20 protein-coding genes are annotated in these 24,310 nt (G+C 70.7%); 15 read left to right on the top strand and 5 right to left on the bottom strand.

Features of this window, described 5'->3' with window-relative positions; translation table 11 throughout:
• The first annotated feature begins 11 nt into the window (after positions 1-11).
• The 6 genes from WME73_RS19315 to WME73_RS19290 all read left to right on the top strand — a co-directional run bounded on the left by WME73_RS19315 (position 12) and on the right by WME73_RS19290 (position 5,065).
• Entirely contained in the window at positions 12-1,016 is a 1,005-nt protein-coding gene (locus WME73_RS19315; RefSeq protein WP_437916657.1) for a PAS domain-containing protein, read from the top strand.
• 266 nt (positions 1,017-1,282) lie between these two features.
• Positions 1,283-1,885, top strand: a complete 603-nt coding sequence (locus WME73_RS19310) for a cysteine hydrolase family protein (protein WP_437746879.1) — start codon at positions 1,283-1,285, stop codon at positions 1,883-1,885.
• 3 nt (positions 1,886-1,888) lie between these two features.
• Positions 1,889-2,734 (top strand): ABC transporter permease, encoded by an 846-nt coding sequence (locus WME73_RS19305; protein WP_437916656.1) that lies wholly within the window; start codon positions 1,889-1,891, stop codon positions 2,732-2,734.
• Positions 2,731-3,576, top strand: coding sequence for an ABC transporter ATP-binding protein (locus tag WME73_RS19300; RefSeq protein ID WP_437916654.1), 846 nt, complete (start codon positions 2,731-2,733; stop codon positions 3,574-3,576). Before WME73_RS19305 ends, WME73_RS19300 begins: the two co-directional genes overlap by 4 nt.
• The gene (locus WME73_RS19295) at positions 3,573-4,613 is read left to right on the top strand and encodes an aliphatic sulfonate ABC transporter substrate-binding protein (RefSeq protein WP_437916653.1); all 1,041 of its coding nucleotides are present in this window, start codon (positions 3,573-3,575) and stop codon (positions 4,611-4,613) included. Before WME73_RS19300 ends, WME73_RS19295 begins: the two co-directional genes overlap by 4 nt.
• Positions 4,610-5,065 carry a nucleoside deaminase gene (locus tag WME73_RS19290; protein WP_437916651.1) on the top strand — a complete coding sequence of 152 codons (456 nt, stop codon included), beginning with the start codon at positions 4,610-4,612 and terminating at the stop codon, positions 5,063-5,065. The genes WME73_RS19295 and WME73_RS19290 overlap by 4 nt, the downstream gene beginning before the upstream one ends.
• Positions 5,066-5,794: 729 nt before the next feature.
• Here the strand turns inward: WME73_RS19290 and WME73_RS19285 are convergent.
• The 3 genes from WME73_RS19285 to WME73_RS19275 form a co-directional block, all read right to left on the bottom strand.
• Positions 5,795-9,823: an ATP-binding protein gene (locus tag WME73_RS19285; protein WP_437916650.1), complete on the bottom strand. Its 4,029-nt coding sequence runs from the start codon at positions 9,821-9,823 to the stop codon at positions 5,795-5,797.
• Positions 9,824-9,911: 88 nt separating this feature from the next.
• On the bottom strand, positions 9,912-11,477 hold the full coding sequence (locus WME73_RS19280) for a carboxylesterase/lipase family protein (protein WP_437916648.1): 1,566 nt from the start codon (positions 11,475-11,477) through the stop codon (positions 9,912-9,914).
• Positions 11,478-11,592: 115 nt separating this feature from the next.
• Positions 11,593-12,783: a lipase family protein gene (locus WME73_RS19275; RefSeq protein WP_437916647.1), complete on the bottom strand. Its 1,191-nt coding sequence runs from the start codon at positions 12,781-12,783 to the stop codon at positions 11,593-11,595.
• A gap of 1,071 nt (positions 12,784-13,854) precedes the next feature.
• Here WME73_RS19275 and WME73_RS19270 point away from each other — a divergent pair.
• A complete protein-coding gene (locus WME73_RS19270) occupies positions 13,855-14,466 on the top strand; it encodes a hypothetical protein (RefSeq protein WP_437916646.1) in 612 nt (203 codons plus the stop codon).
• A 175-nt stretch (positions 14,467-14,641) separates the two neighbouring features.
• Here the strand turns inward: WME73_RS19270 and WME73_RS19265 are convergent, their stop codons facing one another.
• A complete protein-coding gene (locus WME73_RS19265; RefSeq protein ID WP_437746865.1) occupies positions 14,642-15,262 on the bottom strand; it encodes a response regulator transcription factor in 621 nt (206 codons plus the stop codon).
• A gap of 29 nt (positions 15,263-15,291) precedes the next feature.
• Here WME73_RS19265 and WME73_RS19260 point away from each other — a divergent pair, with 29 nt between their 5' ends.
• The 8 genes from WME73_RS19260 to WME73_RS19225 all read left to right on the top strand — a co-directional run bounded on the left by WME73_RS19260 (position 15,292) and on the right by WME73_RS19225 (position 23,319).
• Entirely contained in the window at positions 15,292-16,137 is an 846-nt protein-coding gene (locus tag WME73_RS19260; RefSeq protein WP_437916644.1) for a response regulator, read from the top strand.
• Between the two features lie 34 nt (positions 16,138-16,171).
• Positions 16,172-17,467, top strand: coding sequence for a hybrid sensor histidine kinase/response regulator (locus WME73_RS19255; protein WP_437916643.1), 1,296 nt, complete (start codon positions 16,172-16,174; stop codon positions 17,465-17,467).
• Positions 17,468-17,567: 100 nt separating this feature from the next.
• Positions 17,568-18,938, top strand: a complete 1,371-nt coding sequence (locus WME73_RS19250) for a hybrid sensor histidine kinase/response regulator (RefSeq protein ID WP_437916641.1) — start codon at positions 17,568-17,570, stop codon at positions 18,936-18,938.
• A 404-nt stretch (positions 18,939-19,342) separates the two neighbouring features.
• A complete protein-coding gene (locus WME73_RS19245) occupies positions 19,343-19,477 on the top strand; it encodes a hypothetical protein (protein ID WP_437872779.1) in 135 nt (44 codons plus the stop codon).
• 62 nt (positions 19,478-19,539) lie between these two features.
• A complete protein-coding gene (locus WME73_RS19240) occupies positions 19,540-19,761 on the top strand; it encodes an ABC transporter substrate-binding protein (RefSeq protein WP_437916639.1) in 222 nt (73 codons plus the stop codon).
• A 175-nt stretch (positions 19,762-19,936) separates the two neighbouring features.
• Entirely contained in the window at positions 19,937-20,779 is an 843-nt protein-coding gene (locus tag WME73_RS19235; protein ID WP_437917410.1) for a sulfite exporter TauE/SafE family protein, read from the top strand.
• The gene (locus tag WME73_RS19230; RefSeq protein ID WP_437916638.1) at positions 20,776-21,222 is read left to right on the top strand and encodes a DUF1634 domain-containing protein; all 447 of its coding nucleotides are present in this window, start codon (positions 20,776-20,778) and stop codon (positions 21,220-21,222) included. The genes WME73_RS19235 and WME73_RS19230 overlap by 4 nt, the downstream gene beginning before the upstream one ends.
• A gap of 489 nt (positions 21,223-21,711) precedes the next feature.
• Positions 21,712-23,319, top strand: coding sequence for an amidohydrolase family protein (locus tag WME73_RS19225; RefSeq protein ID WP_437916637.1), 1,608 nt, complete (start codon positions 21,712-21,714; stop codon positions 23,317-23,319).
• Here the strand turns inward: WME73_RS19225 and WME73_RS19220 are convergent.
• Positions 23,287-24,270, bottom strand: a complete 984-nt coding sequence (locus WME73_RS19220; protein ID WP_437916636.1) for an asparaginase — start codon at positions 24,268-24,270, stop codon at positions 23,287-23,289. The genes WME73_RS19225 and WME73_RS19220 overlap by 33 nt on opposite strands.
• Positions 24,271-24,310: the final 40 nt, after the last annotated feature.

The raw sequence follows: 24,310 nt of genomic DNA, 5'->3' as shown, positions 1-24,310 counted from the left end.
GGTACCCTTTAATGCAGTGTCTTTCAGACCCAGATAGCGAGACGTCGCTGCACGAGCAGGTCGCGGCGCTCCGCAGGCGCGTCGCGGAGCTCGAACAGGCGCTGGCCGAGGCGCAGCGGCCCAGCTCGGCCGTACGCGAGGCGCGGCCCGTCGCACGGGAGCACGAGCTCCTGGCCAGCTTCTTCGCGGCGGAGGCCTCGGGGTACGCCGCGATGCTCGACGCGATCCCGGCGATGGTGTTCTTCAAGGCTCGGGACCACCGGTACCTCGCCGTCAACAAGGCTTATGCGGAGCACTATCGCCTCTCGAGCGACAGGATCGTCGGGAAGCGCGACGAGGAGATATTCGTCGACGAGGTCGCGCGCAGCTACCGCGAGAACGACGAGATCATCATGTCCGAGGGGATCCCGCGGATCAACGTGGAGCTCCGGTGGAAGCTCGAGGACGGGAGCGACGGCTGGACGCTGGAGAACAACGTCCCGTTCCGCGACGCGAGCGGGCGTGTGATCGGGATGGTCGGGGTCGTGGTCGACATGACCGCACGAAAGAGGACGGAAGAGGCGCTGCGGAGCACCGAGGCCGATCTCCTCGCCATCCAGTCGCGCCTCCTCGAGACGATAGCCGCGCTCTCGACGCCGGTCCTGCCCATCGACCACGGGGTCATCGTCGTGCCGCTCATCGGCCATCTCGACACGATGCGGGGCACCCAGCTCATGGCGGCGCTCCTGCAAGGCGTGGAGCGCCACGACGCCGAGTTCGTGATCGTCGATCTCACCGGCGTCCCGATGATCGACAGCGCCGTCGCGCTCCACCTCCTGCGCGCGGTGCAGGCCGTGGGCCTGCTCGGCGCCGAGAGCGTCCTCGTGGGGATGTCGGCCAGCACCGCCGCGGCGCTCGCGAGCCTCGGCGAGACGCTGGAGGGGATCGCCCTCCTGAGAGATCTCCGGGCCGGCGTGCGTTACGCGATGGCGCGGCGGAAGAAGTTGACCGGCGCGCAGCCGATGGCGACGCGGTAGACGTCAGGCGACGCCGAACGGCGCCGAGAGACCTCTGCCCCTCCCCCTCGCACCTTGTTCCACACAGCGGGCGACCTCACGCCCTCTCGAAGTGCTCACGCACCCAGGTCTCGCTTGACCCTCCGGCGAGGCACCCGCTAAGTTCCGTTCAGCCTTTTAGCGCTGCATTCCCGGCTGATGTAGAGACGGTCGGTTCACCACTTCACCACACCTCAGCGAGCTCGACGTGCCCGGTGTCCCCTGCGCGTCGAACGTCCAGGCCAGCGATGACGCCGCGTATCCGCCCGTTGCCCCTCGACCAGGTCCGCCCCGCCACCACCGCCCTCCTCGTCATCGACATGCAGCGGGACTTCGTCGAGGAGGGCGCGCCCTGCGAGGCGCGCGGGGCGCTCGATATCGTGCGGAGCGTCAACGCGCTCGCCGCGTGGGCGAGAGGGCACGGCCTGCCGGTCGTCTTCACCCAGGAGATGCACAGGGCCGATGGGTGCGACTTCGGCATCGAGCTGGAGTTCGAGCCGCTGCACTGCCTCGAGGGATCCCGCGGCGCCGAGATGGTCGATGGGCTGCGGATCGAGCCGCAGGATCACCGGATCTTCACCAAGCGGCGCTACGACTGTTTTCTGGGCACCGACCTCGACCTGCTGCTCCGGTGCAAGGGGGTGGAGAACCTCATCTGCTGCGGCGTGTGCACCAACATCTGCGTGCTCAGCACCGTGCTCACCGCGAGGAACCTGGATTACCGCGTGCTGCTCCCGGTCGACGCCGTGGCCGGGACCTCACGGGAGCTCCACGACGCCGCGATCCTCTGCATGAGCAACGCGTTCGCCTACGTCACCGAGAGCGCCGCGGTGATGCAGCTCTTCGGCTGACGGATGCCCGGCGACCGAGCGCCGCGAGCCCCGTCGCGACAGTGCGAGCGACCACCGCCGCGCTGGCTCGCGCTCGGCCGCCCCGTTCCCGCCCGGGTCCGTCTCGCGCTCGGCGCGGCGAGCTTCCTCGCCACCGTCGCGGCGTACGCCGGGCTCGCGGGCCGCGACGGGGTGAACACCGCCCTCGCTCCCACGCTCGCGAGCATCGGGCAGGCGACGGTCGACGCGCTCGGCTCGGCGGAGCTCTGGCTCGACGTCCGCTACAGCTTCCTTCGGGTCACGGCCGGGTTCGTGGCCGCCGCGCTCCTCGCGGTCCCGCTCGGCGTGCTCGCCGGCGCGTTCCGCTCGATCGCCGCGCTGATCGAGCCGCCGACCGAGTTCCTCCGCTATGTCCCCGTGCCGGCGCTGATCCCGCTCGTCATGATCGTTGCGGGCATCGGCGAGGGCGCGAAGGTCCTCCTCGTCCTCCTGGGGACCTTCTTCCAGCTGCTGCTCATGACCGCGGACGAGGTACGGCGGGTCCCGGCGCCGCTGCTCCAGGTCAGCCAGAGCCTGGGGGCCACCCGGCGGGAGATCGTCTGGCGCGTGCTGGCCCCGGCCGCCCTCCCCGGCATCTGGAGCGCGCTGCGCATGTGCAACGGGTGGGCGTGGAGCTACGTCGTCGTCGCGGAGCTCGTGGCCGCCACCGAGGGCCTCGGCTTCCGCGTCCTCAGGTTCTATCGCTTCATCCAGACGCCGAGCATCTACGCGTACCTGGCGGTGCTGGGCGCGATCGGCCTGGGGCTCGACTGGGCGTTCGGCGCAGCGCACCGCCGGCTCTTCCGCTGGGCCAGGGGGCGCGAGGCGTGACGCTCTCCGTGCGCGGCGTCAGCAAGGCGTACGCCGGCCGCCGCGGCGAGACCAGCGCGCTCTGCCCGCTCGACCTCGATGTCGGCGAGGGCGAGTTCGTGAGCCTCGTGGGCCCCTCCGGGTGCGGGAAATCGACGCTGCTGCACATCGTCGCGGGGCTCGAGCCGGCGACCACCGGGGCCGTCACGCTCGGCGGCGAACGCGTCCTCGGCCCCGGCGCCGAGCTCGGCGTCGTGTTCCAGCAACAGACACTCTTCCCGTGGCTCAGCGTGCGGGAGAACGTCCGCTTCCCGCTGACGCTGGCCCGCCACCGCGGCCGGGCGCGGCAGGCCGGCTCCGAGCGCGAGGCGGACCGCGTCGAGCGCCTGCTGCGCCTCGTCGATCTGTGGGACTTCCGCGACAGCGCGCCCGCGGAGCTGAGCGGCGGCATGCAGCAGCGCGCCGCGCTGGCGCGGGCGCTCGCCGCGCAGCCGGAGGTGCTGCTGATGGATGAGCCGTTCGGCGCCCTCGACGCCCAGACACGTGAGGAGATGCAGGGGCTCCTGCTCCATGTGATCCGACATCACCGGATCACGACGCTCTTCGTCACCCACGACGTCGATGAGGCCCTGATCCTGTCCGATCGCGTGGTGGTCTTCTCCGAGCGCCCCGGCCGCGTCGTGGCCACCATCGACGTGCCGGTACCCCGGGCGGATCGCTCGCCCGACCTCAAGCTCGACGAGGCGTTGCTGCGCCTCAAACGGGATATTCTCTCGCTCCTGCGGGGGAAGGCCCGCCCCGAGGAGCAGCGCCGCCGCTTGCTCCTCGGGCTCACGCATACGCCGAGGGGAGAGGATCCATGAACCGAAGGACCGTCGTGCTAGAGCTCGGGGCAGCGCTCGCCTGCCTCCTCCTGTCGCCAGGCTGCTCGAAGAAGGACGAGCCAGCGCGCGAGATGCCCGCCGCCGCCGCGCCGGGCGAGAAGCCCGGGGCCGCGGCGAACGCGCCGGTGAAGCTGACCGTGGGACACGACCTGTGGATCGGTTATGCGGGCGTGTTCATCGCGAACGAGCTCGGGCTGTTCAAGCAGGCTGGCCTCGACGTCGAGCTCAAGCCGTTCTCGAACCCCGGAGACACGCTGCCGGCGCTGGCCGCGGGGAAGCTCGATATCGGCCTGACGACCCTGCAGAACCTGGCCGTGCTGAGCGGCAACGGCGACACGGACATCGTGGCCATCGCGCTCATCGACAGCTCGAACGGCGCGGACGCGGTGGTGGCGAAGGAGGGGGTCGCGTCCATGGCCGATCTCAAGGGCAAGACGGTCGCGCTCACCCTCGGCGAGGTCAATCACATGCTGTTCCTCGCCGGCCTGAAGAAGTCCGGGCTCTCCACGGACGACGTGAAGGTCACGAGCATGAGCGCAGACGATGCCGGGGCCGCGTTCGTGGCGGGGAAGGTCGACGCCGCGGTCACCTGGGAGCCGTGGATCACCAAGGCGACCAAGGGCGGCGGTCGCGTGATCTTCTCGAGCGCCAGCGTCCCCGACACCATCATGGACGCGGTGGCCGTGCGCCGATCGCGGCTCGCCGAGTCCGGTGACGCCTGCTCGAGGTTCATCGGCGCCATCGATCAGGGGGTGCGCGTCCTGCGCGGCGAGCCCGACAAGGCGATTCCCATCGTCGGCAAGTACTTGAGCGCTCCGCCCGAGGACGTGAAGGGCATGCTGAGCGGCGACAAGATCTACGACCTGGCCGACAACAAGCAGCTCTTCGGCACGGCGGAGAAGGCCGGCCCCGTGTACGCCTCGATGAAGGCGGTGGTCTACTTCGCGGTCGAGTCCAAGCTCGTCAAGAAGGCGCCGGCGCCCGAGTCGCTGCTCGACCCGAGGCTCGTCCGATGAGCCGCGACGAGGCGCGCATGGCGCGCGCGCTGGAGCTCGCGCGCGGCGCGCAGCGCGCGGGCGAGCCGCCGTTCGGCGCCCTGGTGGCCGCCCCCGACGGCACCGTCGTGGCCGAGGCGACCGACGAGGTGAACGCCCAGCGCGACTTCACGTGGCACGCCGAGGTCGGCGCCGTCCGCCGCGCCTGCGCGGCCGCCGGGCCGGACCTCACCGGCTACACGCTGTACACCACCGTGGAGCCCTGCCCGATGTGCTTCACCGCGGCCTGGCTCGCCCGGGTGAGCCGCGTCGTCTTCGGCTGCACGATGCAGGAGGTCACGGCGGCGACCGGCGGCGCGCAGCGCGAGCTGGCCGTCCCCGCGCGGTGGATGAACGAGAGCTCCGGCGCGCCCGTCGATCTCGTCGGCGGCGTCCTCGCCGATCGGTGCCTCGCGCTCTTCAGCCCGGCGTGACGCGCTCGCCGACGTCGAGTCCCGGCGAGTGGACGCGAGGCTCGCCGGCGTCCGCGCGTCGTCGAGGGCGCGGAAGGTCTAGAACACGTGCGCCGGGGGCGTCGATTGGACCTTGGTCCCATGGCGGCCCGCCGGGAGCTGATGTAATGCGCCGAGCATCGCAACGAAGCGCGCCTGGAGATCGGTGCCGGGCGAGTCAAACGGCTGGGGAAGACCTCGCTTCCCTACTTCAGCAAGAGTGCGGGAGAGCCATTTTTACTGACGCTCTACAGGGTCCAGCGAACGGCAGTCAGGTCACGGTGTCACGTGAGACCCGGCGTCCTGTCGGTCGCACGCTACATCACACTTTAATGCGGTCGCCCTCGCCTGGAGCCGACTCTTGTACTCTGATTTGACGCTCTTTGAGGCTGAGCGGGGAATGAAGGCTTCGCTCTGGCAGGTTCATGGTTCCGTGCTTTTGTGGGCGCATGAGCTCGCGGCGCTGGTACGAGCTCGCGTGCGGACTTGTCCGCGCGCGGAGCCACGTCATGGAAGCGTGTTTTCAGATGAACAAGCAGACCCGGTGCCACCTGCGCGCGATTGCACGGCAGCACCCCTGCCGGAAGCCGGCGACGCGGCAGCGCCGGCTGCTGCGGGCGATAACGCGCGCACCCTCGACGAGGTCGTCGCCGAGTAGGCGTCGTCCAGGAACCTTGCAGCCGCATTCGGCCGACCGCTGATCGTCAGGGATCAGGGGCCAGGGTCGCCAGCGCCGGTGATCCGGCTTCCGCCGGCCGGCGCCTGTTCTCCGCGCTCGGCCGCGACCAGCCGCGCGCCGAGCTCGCGGACCCGGAACTCCTCGGCCAGACCGCGCACCTCCCGGATCCACGGCGCGAGCCGCGGATCCTCCGCCTCGAGCGCGGCGAGCCGCTGCAGGAGATCCTGGAGGCGACCCCGCTCGACGAGATCGGCGAGGCGCGCGAGCTCCTCCGGCGAGGGCACCGCGCCGTGCAGCGACGCCCCGTCGCCGGCGCCGCCGGCGACGCCGTCCACGCCGCGTGCGCGCTCGGGCGCCGCGCGCACCCAGGTGAGCGCGAGGCGGCGCTCGAGCTGCTCGAGCAAGGCGCCGAGATCGATCGGCTTCGGAAGGAAGCCGTCGCAGCCGGCGGCCTCGCTGCGCGCGCGCTCGGGCGCCTCCACGCTGGCCGACGTGGCCACGATGGGCAGGCCGGCGAGCCCCGGGATCCGGCGGATCCTGCGCGCGGCCTCGTCGCCGCCGAGATCGGGCATGCGCAGGTCCATCAGCACGAGGTCCGGCCGGCGCTCCGCCGCGAGCGCGACAGCCGCCTCGCCGCCCGCGGCCTCGACGACCTCGAAGCCGAGCGGCACCAGCACGTCCCGCAGGAAGGCGCGGTTGTCCTCGTGGTCGTCGACCACGAGGATCGCCCGGCGCGCGCCCTCGTAGCCCGTGATCGCCCCGTCCCCGCGCCGCTCGCCGGCCGGCGCCGCGCCGGCGAGCACGGGCAGGTCGAGCGCCACGGTGAAGGTGCTGCCCTCGCCGGGCGCGCTCTCCACGTCGATGCGGCCGCCCATCTGGTCGACGATGTGGCGGGTGATCGCGAGCCCGAGGCCCGCGCCCTCCACGCGCGCGCGAAGGTCGCCGGCCTGCTCGAACGGCTCGAAGATGCGGGCGAGATCCGCCGCCGCGATGCCGGGGCCGGTGTCCTCGACGCGGAAGAGCACGCCGCCGGGCGCCTGTCCGCCGCGCGGCGCGACCCGGAAGGTCACCCGCCCCTCGCGGGTGAACTTGATCGCGTTGCCGAGCAGGTTGAGCAGCACTTGCGTGAGCCGCTTCTCGTCGGCGCGCACCCACGCCGGCGTGCCGTCCGCGATCTCGAGCACGAACGCGAGCCCCTTCGCCGCCGCGCGCACCTTGCACAGCGCCGCGACCGTGCGCGCAAGCGACGGCAGGTGGACGTCGCCCGGCGCGAGATCCAGCCGCCCTGCCTCGATGCGGGCGAGGTCGAGGACATCGTCGATCAGGGTGAGCAGGTGCTCGCCCGACCGGCGCACCACGTCGACGCCGGGGCGATCCTCCGGGGCGAGCCGCGCGGAGCGCTGGAGCAGCTGCGCGTAACCGAGGATGCCGTTGAGCGGCGTGCGCAGCTCGTGGCTCATGCTGGCGAGGAAGGTGGTCTTCGCCTGGTTCGCGGCGTCGGCGGCGTCCCTGGCGGCCCTGAGCTCGGCGGTGCGCTGCTCCACGAGCGACTCCAGCTCGCGCGTGCGCCGCCGCAGCGCCCGGAGCCGCAGGCGCATGCCGGCGTAGGCGAGCCCGGAGAGCGCCGCGGCGTAGCCGAGGTACGCCCAGGTCGTGCGCCACGGCGCGGGCCGGACCTGGAAGGCGACGCTCGCCGGGCCGGCGACGTTGCCGGCGTGATCGCGGCCCCACACCTGGAAGGTGTACCGGCCGGGCGCGAGGTTCGTGTAGCGCGCGCTCGCCTCCGCGGTCCACGCGCTCGGCGCCGCGTCGAAGCCGACGAGCTGGGTGCGGTAGCGCGTGCTGCGCTCGTGGAAGAGGCTCAGCAGCGTGTACGCGAACGAGGCGGTGTTCTCGTCCCACGCGAGCGACGCGCCGGGGGAGAGGGCGAGCGCGCCGCCCGCCGCGCGCGCCTCGAGCGCGAGCGGCTTCGGCGCGGCGTTCGGGATCTCCTCGGCCGGATCGAGCACCGCCACGCCGCCGGTCGTGCTCGCCCAGACGCGGCCCCGGCTGTCTACGAGCGAGCCGTTCTGGTTGCACTCGTTGCTCGGCAGCCCGTCGTCGGTGGTGAAGGTGTAGGCGGCGAGCTCGGCGGGATCGTCGGGCGTGGGTGCGCGCGGGGTGAAGCGGGTGACGCCCTGGTCGGTGAAGGCGTAGACCCGGCCCTGCGCGTCCGAGCGCACGCCGTAGACAATGCCGTCCGGCAGCGCCGGCCGGGACGGTTCGTTCAGCGGATCGAGCCACGCCTCCGCGTCGAGGTCGTAGCGCGAGATCCCGCCCTGGGCGCCGATCCAGAGCACCCGCGCGCCGCGCGTGTCCCTGAGCTCGGCGAGCGCGCCGATGGCGTCCGAGGCGAGCGGCGCGCTCGCCGCGGTGTAGCTCCGCCACTGCCCGTCTTCGAGCCGCGAGAGCCCCTTCATGGTGCCGAACCAGGTGGAGACCTTCCCGCCCGCGCCCGCGGTCTCGAGGATGCTGGTCACGTGGTCGTCCGCGAGGGGCACCTGCGCCTTCGTGAAGACCTGCCACGCGCCGTCCACATCGAGGCGCGCGGCCCCGCCGACCGTCCCGATCCAGAGCGCGCGCCCGTCGCGGGACTCGGACAGCCACCAGATGCCGTTGTGAGGGAGCGGCGAGCTCTGCATCGTGTACGTGGTGAGCTGCGCGCCGGTCCAGCGGTGGAGCCCGGTGGTGTCGCTGCCGATCCAGACCACCCCGGGCTCGCGCGAAGAGGGCAGGAGGAAGCTCACGAGGTCGCCGAGCTTGCCGGCGAGCTCGGGGGCGTCGAGCGGCGAGAAGCCTTGCCCCGAGGACCGCGCCACGGTGTTGTTCAGGGCCACCCAGAGCTCGGGAGGGCCGCCCTGGGCTCCCGGCGCGCGCACCTCGGCGAGGGACGTGATGCTGCCCGACAGGCCCGCGCTCCGCTGCGTGAACCCGACCCATCCGTCGTGCCGCAGGCGCGCGAGGCCGCCGGCGTTGGTGCCGATCCAGAGCGTACGCCCGCCGTGCGCCTCGGAGGTCGCCGCGAGCGCCATCACGTGGTCGTCCGGCAGGGTCGAGTTCGTCTTCGTGAGCGACGTCCACGTCCCGCCCGTGAGCCGCGCGAGGCCGCCGCCGTACGTGGCGGCCCAGAGCGTGCGCGCGCCCGTGCCGCTCACCGTCTCGGCGAGCGCCCGCACAGGCTGCGCCAGGGCCGGCACGCTCGCCGGGGTGACGCTCTCCCACCGCCCGCCCGCGAGCCGGGCGACGCCTGCGCGCGTGCCTGCCCAGAGCACGCGGCCGCCCGCTTCCCCGGCGGTCTCGAGCAGGCTCACGACCGTGTCGTTGGGCAGCCCCTCCGCGGTCGTGGCAAAGCGGGCGCAGCCGCGGTCGCCGCAGCGGAAGAGGCCCGCGCCCGTGCCGGCCCAGAGCGCCGGCTCCCCGCCGGGGAGCGCCGTCGGGTGCAGCGCGCGCACGTCGGGGTGCTCGAAGCCGGGGCCGAGGTCGATGCGCGTGAACCGCTCGCCGTCGAGCCGGTAGAGGCCGTCCGTCGTCCCGGCGAAGAGCGCGCGCCCTCGGCCCGTGGGCGCCTCGAGGAGCGTCCGGATCGGCCTCTCGGACGCGAGCCCCTCGGCGGCCCCGAAGCGCGTGAAGCGCCCCTCGGCGTAGCGGAGGATCTGGCCGGTCATCATCCCGAACCAGACGGCGCCGTCCTGCCCCGTGGCGACCGCCTGCACCCAGCTCGACCCCCCGCCGGTCGGCAGCGGAAGCGGCGTGAAGCGGCGCCCGTCGTAGGACGCCGCGCCGCCCTGGGTGCCGATCCAGAGGCGGCCGCCGGGCTCGAAGGCGATGGAGTTGATGGTGATCTGGGGGATGCCGTCCTCCGCGTCGAAGACGCGCATCCACGGCACGCCGCGCGCCCGGAGGTCGCCCGCGGCGGGCGCGGGCGCGCCGCCGGCGGCGAGCGCGGGTGACGACGCGACGGCCATGCCGAGCCCGAGCGCGGCGAGCAGGCGCCCACGTGATGAGGGAGACCGGCCAGCCATGTGGCCGCATACTAGGATTTTCGCATAGGACCAAGATCCCCGGTAGCTCGGCAGCCTGGTGAAGGAAGCGCCGCTGGCCGACAGGAGGCTACATCTCTGCCAGCGCCGCCTCGAGCTGCGGGTACATCGCGATGAACGCGTCGAGGCGCATCTTCCTGAAGTCGTTCGCGACCACGATCTGCTCGCCGAGCTTCAGGGTCTTGTCCTGCCGGAGCCCCCCTCCCGTCGTGTGCTTGGGCCACGTGACCTCGCCCGCGGGCGTGCCGTTCTCCGCGAAGGAGAACCAGTAGCGGCTGACCTTCTCGGACATCGCCCGATCGGCCGCGGTGAACCTGTCCCTGATCCCCCCGAACGGGAAGAGGATCTCGCCGCCGTGCGGGACGCCGAAGGGCTGGTCGGCGCGGTCGATCTCGGGGACGTAGCTGAAGTAGTACCACCGGCTGTCGGCCACGCCGGAGTGTTTGTCCGCGATCCACCGGGCCTGCATGGTGAACAGCATGTCGCGCAGCACCAGGCCCGCGAAGCGGCTCGGGTCCTCGAGGTCCTCGTCGGTCACCTCGGGGTCGCTGCGGTAGAGGCTCTTCAGGTACGCCAGGGCCTTCTCGGCGTCCTCCCCTCCCTTCTCGAGGATGGCCGCCATGATCGCCGCCGGATCCATGTTGAACGCGTCGAGCACGCTCGTCTCATGGCTGTTGCTGCCGATGACGAGCGGCCGGCGCGCCTGCTCGCCGGCCTCGAACGTGGCCCTGATCCCCGTCGGCAGCACCACGTCGCCGTGCACGGGGCTCGGCCCCAGGAACGGCACCTGGCCCCGCGGGTTGTCCGGGGTCGGCATGAACTTCGCGGAGAACTTCTCCGCCGGCACCGCCCGCAGCTCCTCTGCCGTCGCATGCTCGCCGTTCAGCTTGAATAGCCCCCTGGCGATCTTGACCCCGAGCTCGTTCGCCTTCTCCCGGCTCTGCTCCGGGATCGCATAGGGGCTCTGCGCGATGCCCTTGTGAAACAGGGCCGGCTCCCTGTTCCTCGTGAGGGGCGAGGCGAACAGGGCGAGGACGCTCTCGCCCCCCGCCGACTGGCCGAAGATCGTGACGTTGCCAGGATCGCCGCCGAACGCCGCGATGTTGCGCTGCACCCACTCCAGCGCGGCGATCTGATCGAGGATGCCGAAGTTGACCGGCCCCAGGCGACGCTCCTTCTCCAGGCCCGGATGGGCGAAGAACCCGAGGAGGCCCACGCGGTAGTTGAAGGTCACCACCACGGCGCCCTTCCTGGCCAGGGCAGCCCCGCGGAACATCTTGTCGCTGCCGACGCCGATCTTGAAGGCGCCGCCGTGGATCCACACCATCACGGGCTTGAGCGCGCCGGGCTCCACGCCGCTCGTCCAGACGTTCAGGTACAGGCAGTCCTCGCTCTGCGGCCCCACGGAGCCCGCGCCATCCATGGAGGGATACGTGGGCTGGAGGCAGGCCTTGCCGAAGGTGTCGGCCTTGCGGGTCTCCTTCCAGGGCTCGACCGGCTGGGGCTCCTTCCAGCGCAGGGGGCCCACCGGCGGCGCGGCGTAGGGGATGCCCTTGAACACGAGGATTTCGCTCTCGACGACGCCCTGGACCGGGCCCTGTGTCGTGGTGATGACCGGCGTGCTGTTGGTTGTCATGGATTCGTCTCCTTTGGTCTTCTTGATGCTCGTCTGGCGCGCCGGAGCGCGCCCCGGGAAAAGCTGAAGAGAGATGGCGCGATGAGATCGGCGCCCCGCGGCCCGCGCCGCGCGCTCATCGGGGACTGGCTGTCTGCTCCTCCTCGACGTCCTTGAACCGCTCCTCCAGCCACGTGGTCAGGCTCGGGAGGTCCGTGTCCATCAGGCCGAAGTGGAACCCGAGCTCGACGGGATCGTGCGTCGACGAGACCTCCTCGTACTCCTTGTAGGTCACGTTGGCGGGGCCGTTCAGCGCGGCGAGCTGGTGGTGGAGCGTCCTCGTGAAGTCCGCCCGGATGCGGGGATCCTTCGCGCCCTGGGAGATCCGGATGGGGGCGAGGATCCGGATGGCCGGGTTCATGAGCTCGAGCTGGTCGAAGAACGCCTTCTTGCTGGGGTTCGGGCCTGGGTTCAGCTGCTCGGTCCCCTTGAGCCCGCCCCAGGAGTCCTCCTTGGCCAGCTCGATCCGCGCCTTCTCGTGGATGTGGGGCCACACGCTGTAGGCCTTCACGGTGAGGAGCTCCTCCGGGTTGATGTTCGGGTTGCCGGCGATGGCGCCCGCCAGGAACAGCGCGGTGAAGGCGAAGCCCGGCTGCGCGTAGTTCAGGGTGGTGCCGGCGGCGACGAGGAGGTGGACCCCCGAGGCGGGGGCCATCGCCGCGACGCCACGCAGGTCGAGCTCGGGAGTCCAGATGGGCGCGTGGTACCCGCCGAACAGCGCCGCCTGGCCGCCCTGGGAGTGGCCCACGATCGCGAGCTTCTTCGAGAGCTCCGCCGGGTAGAGCCGCCGCGCGGCGCGCGCGATGTCGAGGATGCCGTGCGCCTCGGACTCGCCGAGCAGGTACGGGTGCAGCCCGCCTGTGCCGAGCCCCTCGTAGTCGGTCATCACCACGGCCCAGCCCCTGTCCAGGAACGCGGTGAGCAGCCCGTGCGGGTGCTCGTTGAAGGGGTGCGCCGGCGACGTGATCGTGTCGCGCGACGGCGCGCACGTGTCCGCGCAGCCGACCGTCCCGTGCGCCCAGCTCACGATCGGATAGCCGCCCTCCGGCGGAGCCTTGTGAGGCAGCGCGATGATGCCGGAGACCGCGATCGCCTTGCCGTGGACGTCTCTGGAGCGGTAGAGCACGAGCTGATTGACCCGCGCCTTGGCGAGCGCCGCCGGGCCCGTGAGCGGCCGCGACCAGATCACCTCGCCGTGCTCGCCTTCGAGCGGCAGATCCGGACGGTAAAATGTGTCGTCGTCGGGGACGGTCACGCTGGACGTCATGGCTTCTCTCTTTGCAAGTGGATTGTTGATGCCTCCGCGCATCGCCGCGAGGCCCGCCGGTTGTAACCCCGGGTCATGGCCCTCGCTATGGGACCTTGGTCCCATGGCCCCCGCAGCCCGCATGGCAAGAAGTAGGACCAAGGTCCCATAGGCAGCGCCGACGCGCTGTTGTAATCCGTCCACCTCGGCTCGCCGCAGGGCTCCGGTCTTCATTCCGGGAGCGACGCCGGAAGGTTCGACGCCCTGCGAGGCCGATCCCAGGCGCCGACCTCTACGTCATTCACATCGTGTTTTCCTTTTCAAAGGCATCGGAGGACCCGTATGCATAACCGACACCTCGTTCCACTCCTCTTAGGCCTTCTTCTCGGCGTCGCCGCCTGCGATGGCGTTCGAAGCGTCCGTCGTGAACCGATGACGTGCGTCTGAGGCGCCGCCGCCCGGGCCCACGTCGGGAAGAGTGCACAGGGATCGAACCGCATCATGGATGGGTGACGATGAGGAAGGCGCCGAGTTTGGGAGAAGAATTGCAGACGCCCATCGTGGGGAAGGGTCCTGAGACCGAATCCGTATCGTGCTCGACACGAGCCGGGATTCACGCCGTTTGGGTCCGCGGGAGGGCTCTGCGACGCCCAATGCCAGGCCGGTGAAGCTGGGCTCACGCGATGACGCCCCCGAGGTCGGGCGCCGGACCACGAAGGACGCGCTCTTGTTCGATAGTGGGGACACAAGCCTGTAAGGCTACGCTCTAGAACGGCAATATGCTGTAAATTGTTTAATCGTTATGCCCCGCGGGACACATAGCGCGCGCTGCGAGAGCGCGGGCATGGTCGCACCGAGGCAGCCGAGCACCATCTCAACTTGATTTACAGTTTGGAGAGCAATCATCTTGACACCTCCCAGAAGTGGAACTAAAGAAGGTCACGAGTCGGGCCGCTCGACTGACGTGCGAGGCGAGCCAAGCATCGACTCACCCAGGCGCGTGACGGCGGCACGGATTTGCCCCGTCCGTATTGAAGTGCCGCCGACCGGCGCAGCCGGCTGCGATATCTCTATCCAGGCAGAGAGGTAAGTATGGCAAAAGGTGCACTTGGTTATTCGAGTCAGTTCGACAACGCGAAGATCATCGATCCACCGGATAGTGTGCCATTGAAGTTTCCCGGTGACCCGCTGACGGCGCGTGTCTGGGGAGTGGTCGTCAATGGCACAGACAGGGTCGTGCGGCTCTATCCTTACGATGGCTACCCCGACAGACAATGGGACAGCAACACCGATGTCGTCTATCCGGGCCAGGAAGTACGTGTGAAGCCGTTCCGCAGTTTCTGGTTCGAGCCCGATACCAACCTCGCCTTCACCTACACCGACGCAAAGGGGGTGCGGCAGACCGTGGCAGGTACCCCTCCATCAGGTAGGATCCAGGTGACAGCCGCGCCGGCTCGGCCTCCTTTCGAGAATCGCACCGGCTACACCGTGCGTCTCTACGCACCGTACAGCTACGAGATTCCGACGAGCCAGCAAGAGCAAGAACGGAATCCGAGCTTTGGCAGGGGCTCGGGAGAGGCCTGGTGGGACATTGCGCCTGGAGGGTCCTACACCTCGAATTTTCCCGTAGCCAGCTTCGAATTCCTTCGCGTGGACCTACAGGTTTCTGGTCAGGTTGTCGAAGCGATCAAAGTCGAGCGGTAGTCGTAAGCCGAACAGCGCCCCCACGCGTGTCAACCGTTTCATGAGCGCCTGTTCCTGCCGCGACAGCTCCACCGGCGGCGTCGCCGGCCGAGAGGCGCTCCTGCGCCGCGTCCAGCAGCCGGCGTTCCTCCACGAACGCGTCCTCCCGCTCGCCGGCCGGCGGCGCCGCGCGAGATCAGGGATCAGGGCCCTCGAGCCGGTCCACGAGCCGCACGAGCTCCGCCACCGACGCCACGCCGAGCTTCTCCATCACCCGACCGCGATGCACCTTGATCGTCTTCTCCGCCGCGCCGAGCTCCTCGGCGATCTGCTTGTTCATGAGGCCCCGCGCCACGCGCAGGCAGACCTCGCGCTCGCGCTGGGTGAGCGCATCGAAGCGCGTCCGGAGCGACTGCTGCTCACCCCGCGCCGCGCGCACCGCGGCGTCGCGAGCGATGGCGCGCTCGACGGCCGCGAGCAGGACGGTGTCGTCGCAGGGCTTGGTGAGGAAGTCGATCGCGCCCGTCTTCATCGCCCGCACCGAGCTCGACACGTCGCCGTGGCCGGTCAGGAACACGATCGGGAGGAGACATCCCCGGCGCACCAGCGCTTCCTGCAGCTCCAGCCCGCTCAAGCCAGGCATGCGCAGATCGACCACCACGCAGCCCGGCCGCTCCGAGGGCGCGCCCTCCAGGAACGCGGCGGGCGACGCGTGCGCCTCCACCGCATAGCCCGCCGCGCGCAGCAGCCGGTCCATGGCGCGCAGCACCGAGGCATCATCGTCCACCACAAACACCGTGGGTTCGGTCGCGATCATGGCAGCGATCGTATCCCATCCACGGTCCCATGAGGGCGTCCAGGGCACGCGGGCATGACGCAGGCGAAGAGCATGACGCCTCCGACGGCGCGCTGTCCTCTGCTCCCGCCAAGGCCCTGGACCGCCCCGCGCTCCTCTTGCTCGTGGACGACGACCCCGGCAGCATCGGGCTGCTCTCGGAAGCCCTCGCGGGTCAGCCACTCTCCATCGCGGTGGCGATCGATGGAGAGATGGCGCTCCGGCAGGTCCGATGCGAGGTGCCGGATCTCGTCCTGCTCGACGCGGTGATGCCGGGCCTGGACGGGTTCGAGGTCTGCCGGCGCCTGAAGGCGGAGCCGGCGACGCGCGAGGTCCCGATCCTCTTGATGACCCTGCTCGCCGACACGGCGAGCAGGGAGCGCGGGCTCGGGCTGGGCGCGGTCGATTGCGTGACCAAGCCGTTCGTCCGTGAGGAGCTCGTGGCCCGCGTGCGGACGCAGCTCTTGATGCGCGCAGCAACGAGCGCGCTCTCCGCCGCGGAGAGCGCGCTCTCAGAGAAGAACGACGAGCTCACGCGCGCCCGGGCCTCGATGGATCTCGCGGCCTCGCTCGCGCACGAGCTGAACCAGCCGCTCACCGCCGTCCTGAGCAACGCGCAAGCGGCGCAGCGGCTACTCTCGCGCACCCCGTCGAATCTCGCCGAGGTGCGCGCCGCGCTCGAGGATATCGTGGCGGACGATCGCCGCGCCGGGATGCTCGTCCATCGGATGCGCACGATGCTCCGCAGGCGTCACGTCAGCGCGGCTGCGCTGGACGTCTGCGAGCTCGTCCGCGAGGTGATCCCAAGCCGGCGGGGACGTCAACAGCGGACAGGCGGACGGCACCGAGCCGCTTGACGCGCCGCGCGTCGCGCACTCCCCTGTTCTGACCATGGCGCCGGCCCGCCCCGCGCTCGTCCTGCTCGTGGACGACGACCCCGCCAGCCTGAAGCTCCTCTCGGAAGCCCTCGCGGGCCTGCCGCTCACCCTGGCGGTGGCGACCGACGGGGACATGGCGCTGCGGCAGATCCGGCGCGAGCTGCCCGATCTCGTCCTGCTCGACGCCTTGATGCCGGGCCTCGACGGCTTCGAGGTCTGCCGCCGGTTGAAGGCGGCCCCGGAGACGTGTGACGTGCCGGTCCTCTTCATGACCGTGCTCGCGGACACGGCGAGCCGGGTGCGCGGCCTGGAGCTCGGCGCGGTCGATTACGTGACCAAGCCGTTCGTCCGCGAGGAGCTCGTGGCCCGCGTGCGGACGCAGTTGTCGATCCGCGCGGCGGCCAGCGAGCTCTCCGCGGCGGTGCGGGCGCTCTCGGAGAAGAACGAGGAGCTCGCGTGCGCCCGGGCGTCGCTGGAGATCGAGGTGGCGCGGCGGACCGAGGCGCTGCGCGCGCAGAGCCGGCGCCTCGAGCGCGAGCTCGAGCTGAACCGAGCCGCCGAGCTCAAGGTGCAGAGGGCCCACGACCAGCTCGCGCACCTGAACCGGGTCTCGGCCGTGAGCGAGCTCGCGGCCTCGCTCGCGCACGAGCTGAACCAGCCGCTCGCCGCCATCCTGAGCAACGCGCAGGCCGCGGAGCGGCTGCTCACGCAGACCCCGCCGGGCATCGCCGACGCGCGCGCGGCGCTCGCCGACATCGTGGCGGACGATCGCCGGGCCGGGCAGGTCATCCAGCGGATCCGCGCGATGCTCCGCAAGGGCGAGCTCAGCGTGGCCGCGATGGACCTGAGCGAGCTCGCCCGCGAGGTGGTCCGGCTCGTGGCCAGCGCCGCGCTCCTCGCGGGCACGACCGTGCGGCTCGATCTCGCGTCGGGCCTGCCCCACGTGCATGGTGACGGGATCCAGGTCCAGCAGGTGCTGCTGAACCTGCTCGTCAACGCGCTCGACGCGGTCTCCCGCCGTCCCCCCGAAGCGCGCCTCGTGGTGGTGCGCACCCGCCCGGCCGACGGAAGCCACGTCGAGCTGTCCGTCGCGGACTCCGGCGATGGCGTCGCGCCCGAGGATCTCGAGCGCATCTTCGAGCCCTTCGTCACGTCGAAGCCCCACGGGCTCGGCGTGGGCCTCGCCATCAGCCGCTCGATCGTCGAGGCGCACGGTGGGCGGCTGTGGGCGGAGTGCAGGCCCGGCGAGGGGGCGACGTTCCGCTGCGCGCTCCCGGCCTGGGATCAGGGCGCGCGCCCCGCGGGGTAGTCCTGAGCCTGAGGGGAGCGGGACGTCTCGCTGTGGGACCATGGTCCCATTGCAGGCGGCGGGGGCTGCTGTCACAGATCCAACGAGGCTCGGTTCCGCCATGGCAGCACGATCATCCCACGCTCAGATCGGTGAGCGGAGCGACGGCGGCGGCGCGCTGGATGCGCCCGCGAACCCGCTGGCCTCCGGCGCCAGGCTGGCGGCGGCCCGCCCCGCGCTCGTCCTGCTCGTGGACGACGACCCCGGCAGCCTCGAGCTGCTCTCGGAGGCCCTCGCGGGCCAGCCGTTCGACATCGCGGTGGCCGGCGACGGGGAGGCGGCGCTCGCGCAGATCCGGGGCGAGGTGCCTGATCTGGTCCTGCTCGACGCGGAGATGCCGGGCCTGGATGGCCTCGAGGTCTGCCGCCGGCTGAAGGCGGATCCGGCGACGCACGAGATCCCCGTCCTCGTCATGACCGCGCTTGCAGATACGGCGAGCCGGGCGCGCGGGCTGGAGCTCGGCGCGGTCGATTGCGTGACCAGGCCGTACCTGCGCGAGGAGCTCGTGGCCCGCGTGCGGACGCAGCTCGCCCTGCGCGCGGCGGCGCGGGCGCTCTCGGCGATGGGCGAGGAGATCGCGCGGGTCCAGTCCTCGCTGGAGAGCGAGGTGACGCGGCGGACCGAGGCGCTGCGCGCGGAGTGCCGGCGCCTCGAGCGCAAGCTCGAGCTGAACCGGGCCGCCGAGCTCGAGGCGCAACGGGCCCAGGACGAGCTCGCGCACCTCAACCGGGTGTCGGCGATGAGCGCGCTCGCGGCCTCGCTCGCGCACGAGCTGAACCAGCCGCTCGCGGCCATCCTGAGCAACGCGCAGGCGGCGCTGCGGCTGCTCGCGCAGACCCCGCCCGACATTGCCGAGACGCGCGCCGCGCTCGACGATATCGTGGCGGACGACCGGCGCGCCGCGAAGGTCATCCAGCGGATGCACGCGGTGCTCCGCGAGGGCGAGCTCAGCGTGGCCGCGCTGGACCTGAGCGAGCTCGTCCGCACGGTGATCCAGCTCGTGGCCAGCGCCGCGCGCCGCGCGGGCGCGACCGTGCGGCTCGAGCTCGCGCCGGGCTTGCCGCGCGCCCGGGGGGACGGGGCCCAGCTCCAGCAGGTGCTCCTGCACCTGCTCGTCAACGCGCTCGACGCGGTGTCCCGCCGCCCGCCCGGCGCGCGCGTCGTGGTGGTGCGGGCGCAGTCGGGCGGAGCGGGCTGCCTGGAGCTCTCCGTGGCGGACTCCGGCGAGGGCATCCCGCCCGAGGACATCGAGCGGGTCTTCGAGCCGTTCTTCACGTCGAAGGCGCAGGGGCTCGGCGTGGGCCTCGCCATCAGCCGCTCGATCATCGAGGCGCACGGAGGCCGCCTGTGGGCGGAGTGCAGGCCCGGCGAGGGGGCGACGTTCCGCTGCTTGCTGCCGGCCTGGGACGAGGACGCGCCTCCCGCAGGGTGAGCCCGGCGGGCCGCGTCGGCGCCCTGGCGACGGCGGGCCGGGGGTTCAAACACCCCCGGCCCGCCGGACGTGACCACGACCTACCTTTGCAGCGTCACCACGGCGCGTGGTCGGGCGCGGCTCCTCACGGGAGCGCCACGATCCAGTCGTTCCACACGACGCGGGTCGCCTGGAAAGCGTTCATGTGCTTGTGCTTCGCCGGCACGAAGTCGGTTTTGAGCTCGATCGTCTCCCCCAGGAGCAGCGTCCTGTCCTGCCCCTCCTTGTGCTGCTCCCAGGCCGGGTTCCCCGCGCAGCTGGGCGTACCGGTGCGGGCGAACTGGAGTCTGTACTTGCTGACGCGCCGCGAGAGCTCTCGGTCCTTTTCCGTGAGGAGTCCCTGCGTGGGCGGGCATAGGTCGCCCGTGCCGAGGACGATCGTCGGCCACTCGCAGGGAGGTCAGGCCGCGCTGTTCGGTGCGCACCACGCGCCCATCTGGACACCCGAGCTCGATCTGCGCGGCGTCGCGGCGCTGGCCCCTGCCTCCATGCGCCGCTGATATCTGCGACGGATCGCGCCATATGGTCCTGAGCTGCTTGTCTTTCGTCGCCTCGACTCACCGTGGGTCACGACCTGTGGATCGGCTACTCGGGCGTCTTCCTCGCGAACGAGCTCGCGCTCTTCACGAAGGCCGGGCTGAGCATCGAGCTCAAGCCGTTCTCGAACCCCGGGGACACGCTGGCCGCGCTGGCCACAGGCCAGCTCGACGTGGGCCTCACGACCCTGCAGAACCTGGCGGTGCTGCACGGTAACAGCGAGACGGCCCTCTTCGCCCAGCCGTGACGCGCTCGCCGGCGTAGCGCCGGATGCGCCATGCGAGCGGCCCGACCGATCCGTTGCCGCGAACCGCATCGCCGGGCGAGCTCCAGCTCGGCCGATCCGGATCGTCCCGCGCGCAGCAGCGGAAGTGGCTGCGTTCGGCATGATAGTTGAACTCCACCTGGGCCAGCCCCACCCGATGTCACCGCTCACGTTCACGCTGCTCGCCATCGCCGCTTCACTCGGTGCGGGTGTGCTTGGATCACTGCTCGGACTGGGCGGAGGGATCATCGTGATCCCAGCCCTCACCTTGCTCCTGGGAATCGACATCCGGTACGCTATCGGCGCATCCATCATCTCCGTGATCGCCACGTCCAGCGGCGCCGCGGCCGCCTATGTACGGGAGCGCATGACCAACCTCCGGGTGGCGATGGTCCTGGAGATCGCCACCACGACGGGGGCCCTCACGGGGGCGTTCATCGCCGGGAGGATCGGCGGCCGCGGTCTCTACATCCTCTTCGGCGTCGTAATGGGCTACTCGGCGCTGGCGATGCTCCGCAAGCGACGGGCGGCGGACGAGGCCGAAGTCCCCCCGGACCGCCTCGCGGATCGGTTGAGGCTCCACGATTCGTACTATGACGAGGCGGCCGGCAAGCAGATCTCCTACCGGGTGACGCGCACCCCGCTCGGCTTCGCGCTGATGTATGCCGCCGGCGTGGTCAGCGGGCTGCTCGGCATCGGCTCCGGGGCCTTGAAGGTGCCCGCGATGGACCTGGCCATGGGGCTATCGATCAAGATATCGACCGCGACCAGCAACTTCATGATCGGCGTAACGGCCGCGGCGAGCGCGGGCGTGTACTTCGTCCGCGGCGATATCGACCCGTTCGTCGCCGCTCCCGTGGCGGCCGGCGTGCTGATGGGCTCGACGCTCGGCTCGCGGCTGCTGGGTAAGCTGCGCAGCAGCCGCATCCGCCTCGCCTTCGTGCTTGTGCTGATCTGGATATCAGCGCAGATGCTCTGGAAAGGAGTCCTGTGGGCGTGACCAACCAGGCGGACGCTCCTCGAGGACGAGGTGTGCCGACAGGAGGCGCCGACACGCCGAGCGTTCACGAGGTCGAGCTCCTCATCAGCAACCTGCTGAGGATCGGAGTTGCCACGAGCCTTGTGGTGGTTGTGCTCGGTACGGTGTTGAGCTTTGTCCACCACCCTGATTACCTGACCTCGCCGGAGGAGCTCGAACGACTCACGAGGCCAGGGGCTGCGTTCCCCCGCACTCTCGGAGAAGTCATCGCGGGGCTGAGCGGCCTGCAAGGGCGCGCGGTGACGGTCGTGGGACTGCTGATGCTCGTGGCAACTCCGGTTCTGCGCGTAGCCGTATCCATCTTGGCCTTCATTCATCAGCGGGATCGCACGTTCGTGCTGATCACGACCACCGTGCTGGTGCTCCTGCTCCTCGCCTTCGCTCTCGGCAAAGTCGAAGGCTGAGCGCCGCACCAGCGGCGCCGCGACGGCGGCCGACGACGTCCGCCGCTACCGGGGCCGTTCAAGGAGACATCCTGGACAACAAACCCGACAAAAGTCGACGAAATCTAGGTAATTGTCTCATGTTTCCAGGTATATACAGGTTCTGTCCAGAATAAAATCTCTAAAATCTGGGCAATTCAAAGTAATATCTAGACAATCTGTTCGAATATCTAGACAAACTGCCCTAAATCCAGAGAAAAGCTCAAAATCAAGCGAATCGGGCCGCTCCGAGGTCTGCGTGTTGCTGAGGAAGCAGCCGCGCTGAATCGGTGCTCGATTCCGAACAACGCGCGGGCAGTGCGCGCCGGAGAGACGCCGAGATCAGCGGGCAAGGAGCGACATCGGGGCAACGACGTCAGGGCACGCACGTTGCAGAGTGCCGCGCGCCAGCACGGCCATCGATCTCACACCGGCGACATCGGCGCGCCCAACCCCTTTCCGGAGTCTTTCATGACTGACCGTATCGCTCGTCTCAAGGCCTCGCCCTCCGTGGCTGTCAAGGAGAAGCTCGATTACCCCGTCATCGACACGGACATCCACACCAACGATTACTCGCCGGCGCTGGAGGATTTCGTCGCCACGTACGGAGGCGCCAAGCTCGTCGACGACCTGCGCAAGGCGCTGAGCTCCCGCCGCCGCAACGCCGAGAACAGCAGCGGCAAGGACTGGTACAGCCAGACACCCGAGGAGCGGCAGCACTATCGCACCGTCAGGTCGCCGTGGTGGGCGCGGGTGACGCGCAACACGCTGGACGTGGCCACGTACCACCTGCCGGAGCTGCTCGCCGAGCGCCTGGAGGAGCAAGGCTCCGACTACTCGGTGCTGTTCCCGAACAACACCCTCGCGCCGCTCGCCGTGAAGGACCCGGGCGCGCGGCAGGCGCTCCAGCGCGCGATCAACCACTACCACGCGGAGCTGTTTCGCAAGTACAGCGACCGCCTCACCCCGGTCGCCGGCATCCCGCTGAACACGCCCGAGGAGGGGATCGAAGAGCTGGAGTTCGCCGTCAAGAAGCTGGGGCTCAAGGCGATCAACATCGCCGGCGGCGTGCGCCGCCCCATCAAGGCGATCGCGGAGAAGTACCCGCCGGCGCACCACCCGGAGATCGCGAAGTACGCGACGTACATCGACTTCTACGGCATCGACAGCGAGTACAACTACGATCCTTTCTGGGCGAAGGTGGTCGAGCTCGGCGTGCCTGTCCTCACCCATTACGGGAGCCAGGGCTGGACGGGGCGCTCGTCGATCAGCAACTACATGAACAACCACGTCGGCCACTTCGCCGACGGCTCGGAGGCGTTCGCCAAGGCGCTGTTCTTCGGCGGCGTCACCCGCCGCTTCCCCGGGCTCCGCATCGGCATGCTCGAGGGCGGGGCGGACTGGGGCGCGCGGGTCTACATCCACCTGGTCGACCGCTTCCAGAAGCGCGGCCCGGAGGGCCTCAAGCACTACGACCCCGCGGCGACCGACCGCGCCCTCTTCACCGAGCTCTTCCGGCGCTACGGCGCGGATCTCGCGAAGGGGCGCTCCATCGAGGGCGAGCAGCTGATCGCCGACACGCTGGGCGCCGGGTACACGAGCGACGCCCGCCAGCCCGCGCCGGAGTACCGCAACGACTTCGCGGCCGCGGGCATCGAGAAGATCGAGGACATCCGCGACCGCTGGGTGAACAACTTCTTCTTCGGATCCGAGTCGGACGACCGCACCATCGCGTCTGCGTTCAACGCCAAGGCGAACCCGCTCGGCGTGAAGATCAACGCAATCTACTCCTCCGACGTCGGCCACTGGGACGTCCCCGACCTGACCGAGGCGCTCGCGGAGAGCTTTCGCCTCGTGGAGGAGGGCGTCATCAGCGCCGAGGACTTCAAGGCGTACGTGTTCGAGAACCCGTACAAGCTCTACACCGAGGCCAACGCGAGCTTCTTCAAGGGCACGCGGGTCGAGGAGAAGCTGAAGCGGAAGCTGGCGGCGAGCAGCGCTGGCGACGAGCGGCGCGGCCCGCAACCGGGCGCGAAGAGCGAGGGTCTACCCGGCAAGCCGGTCGAAATACGCGCGTAGCGCCGCTCCGTCGAGCCCCGCCCCGAGCGCGAACATCAGCGCGAGCCTCGCCTTGGGCCCCGAGAGCGCGCCCGCGGCGATCACCCCGAGATCCCGGAGCCGCCGCCCGCCGCCGGGCGCGCCGTACGTCGGCGTGACCCGCCCGCCGGGGCAGCGCGAGCTCAGCACCACCGGCGTGCCGGCCTGCACCAGCGCGCCGATCGCCCCCTCCCAGCTCCCGCAGACGTTCCCCGCGCCCGAGCCCTCGACCACCACCCCGCGCGCCCCGGCCTCGAGGATCGCGCGCAGCAGGAGATCGTCCATTCCTGACGCCATCTTGACGAGGTAGACCCGCGGCTCAGGCGGCGCGAGCGGCAGCGTCGGCGTCCTCGCGGGGCGCGCGTGGACGCGGACGCCCTCGCCGTCGACCCAGCCGAGCGGCCCGACGCCCGGCGAGGCGAACGCGCCGAGCGCGGTCGTGTGGGTCTTCATCACGCACCGCGCGGCGTGGAGCTCGTCGTTCAGCGCGACGAGCACGCCGAGCCCACGCGCCGAGGGCTCCACCGCGATCCGCGCGGCCGAGACGAGGTTGCGCGGGCCGTCGGTCCCCGCGGTGCTCGCGTCCCGCATCGCGCCGGTGAGCACCACCGGGGTGTCCCCGTCGAGCAGCAGATCCAGCGCGAACGCCGTCTCCTCGAGCGTGTCCGTGCCGTGGGTGACGACGACGCCGGTCACCTCGGGGTCGCCCTGAAGATCGCGCACGGCGCGCGCGAGCGCCGCGATCCTGTCCGGGCCGAGGTTCCAGCTGCTCTCGAGGCAGAACTCGGTGACCGCGATCTCCGCGATGCGACCGAGCGCGGGCACGTCGGCGACGAGCTCCTGCGCGCGGACGGCGGGCACGGCGGCGCCCGTCTTCGGATCGACGCGGCTCGCGATGGTGCCGCCGGTGGTGACGAGGTGAACGCGAGGCATGGGGTGGCTCCGTGGCTGGACGTGGCTCCGTGGCTGGGAG

The sequence above is a fragment of the Sorangium sp. So ce302 genome, assembly GCF_051530145.1.
GTDB classification, from domain to species: Bacteria; Myxococcota_A; Polyangia; order Polyangiales; family Polyangiaceae; genus Sorangium; species Sorangium cellulosum_B.
The sequence above is the reverse complement of the archived record's forward strand: the minus strand, read 5'-3'. Positions and strand labels throughout refer to the sequence as shown.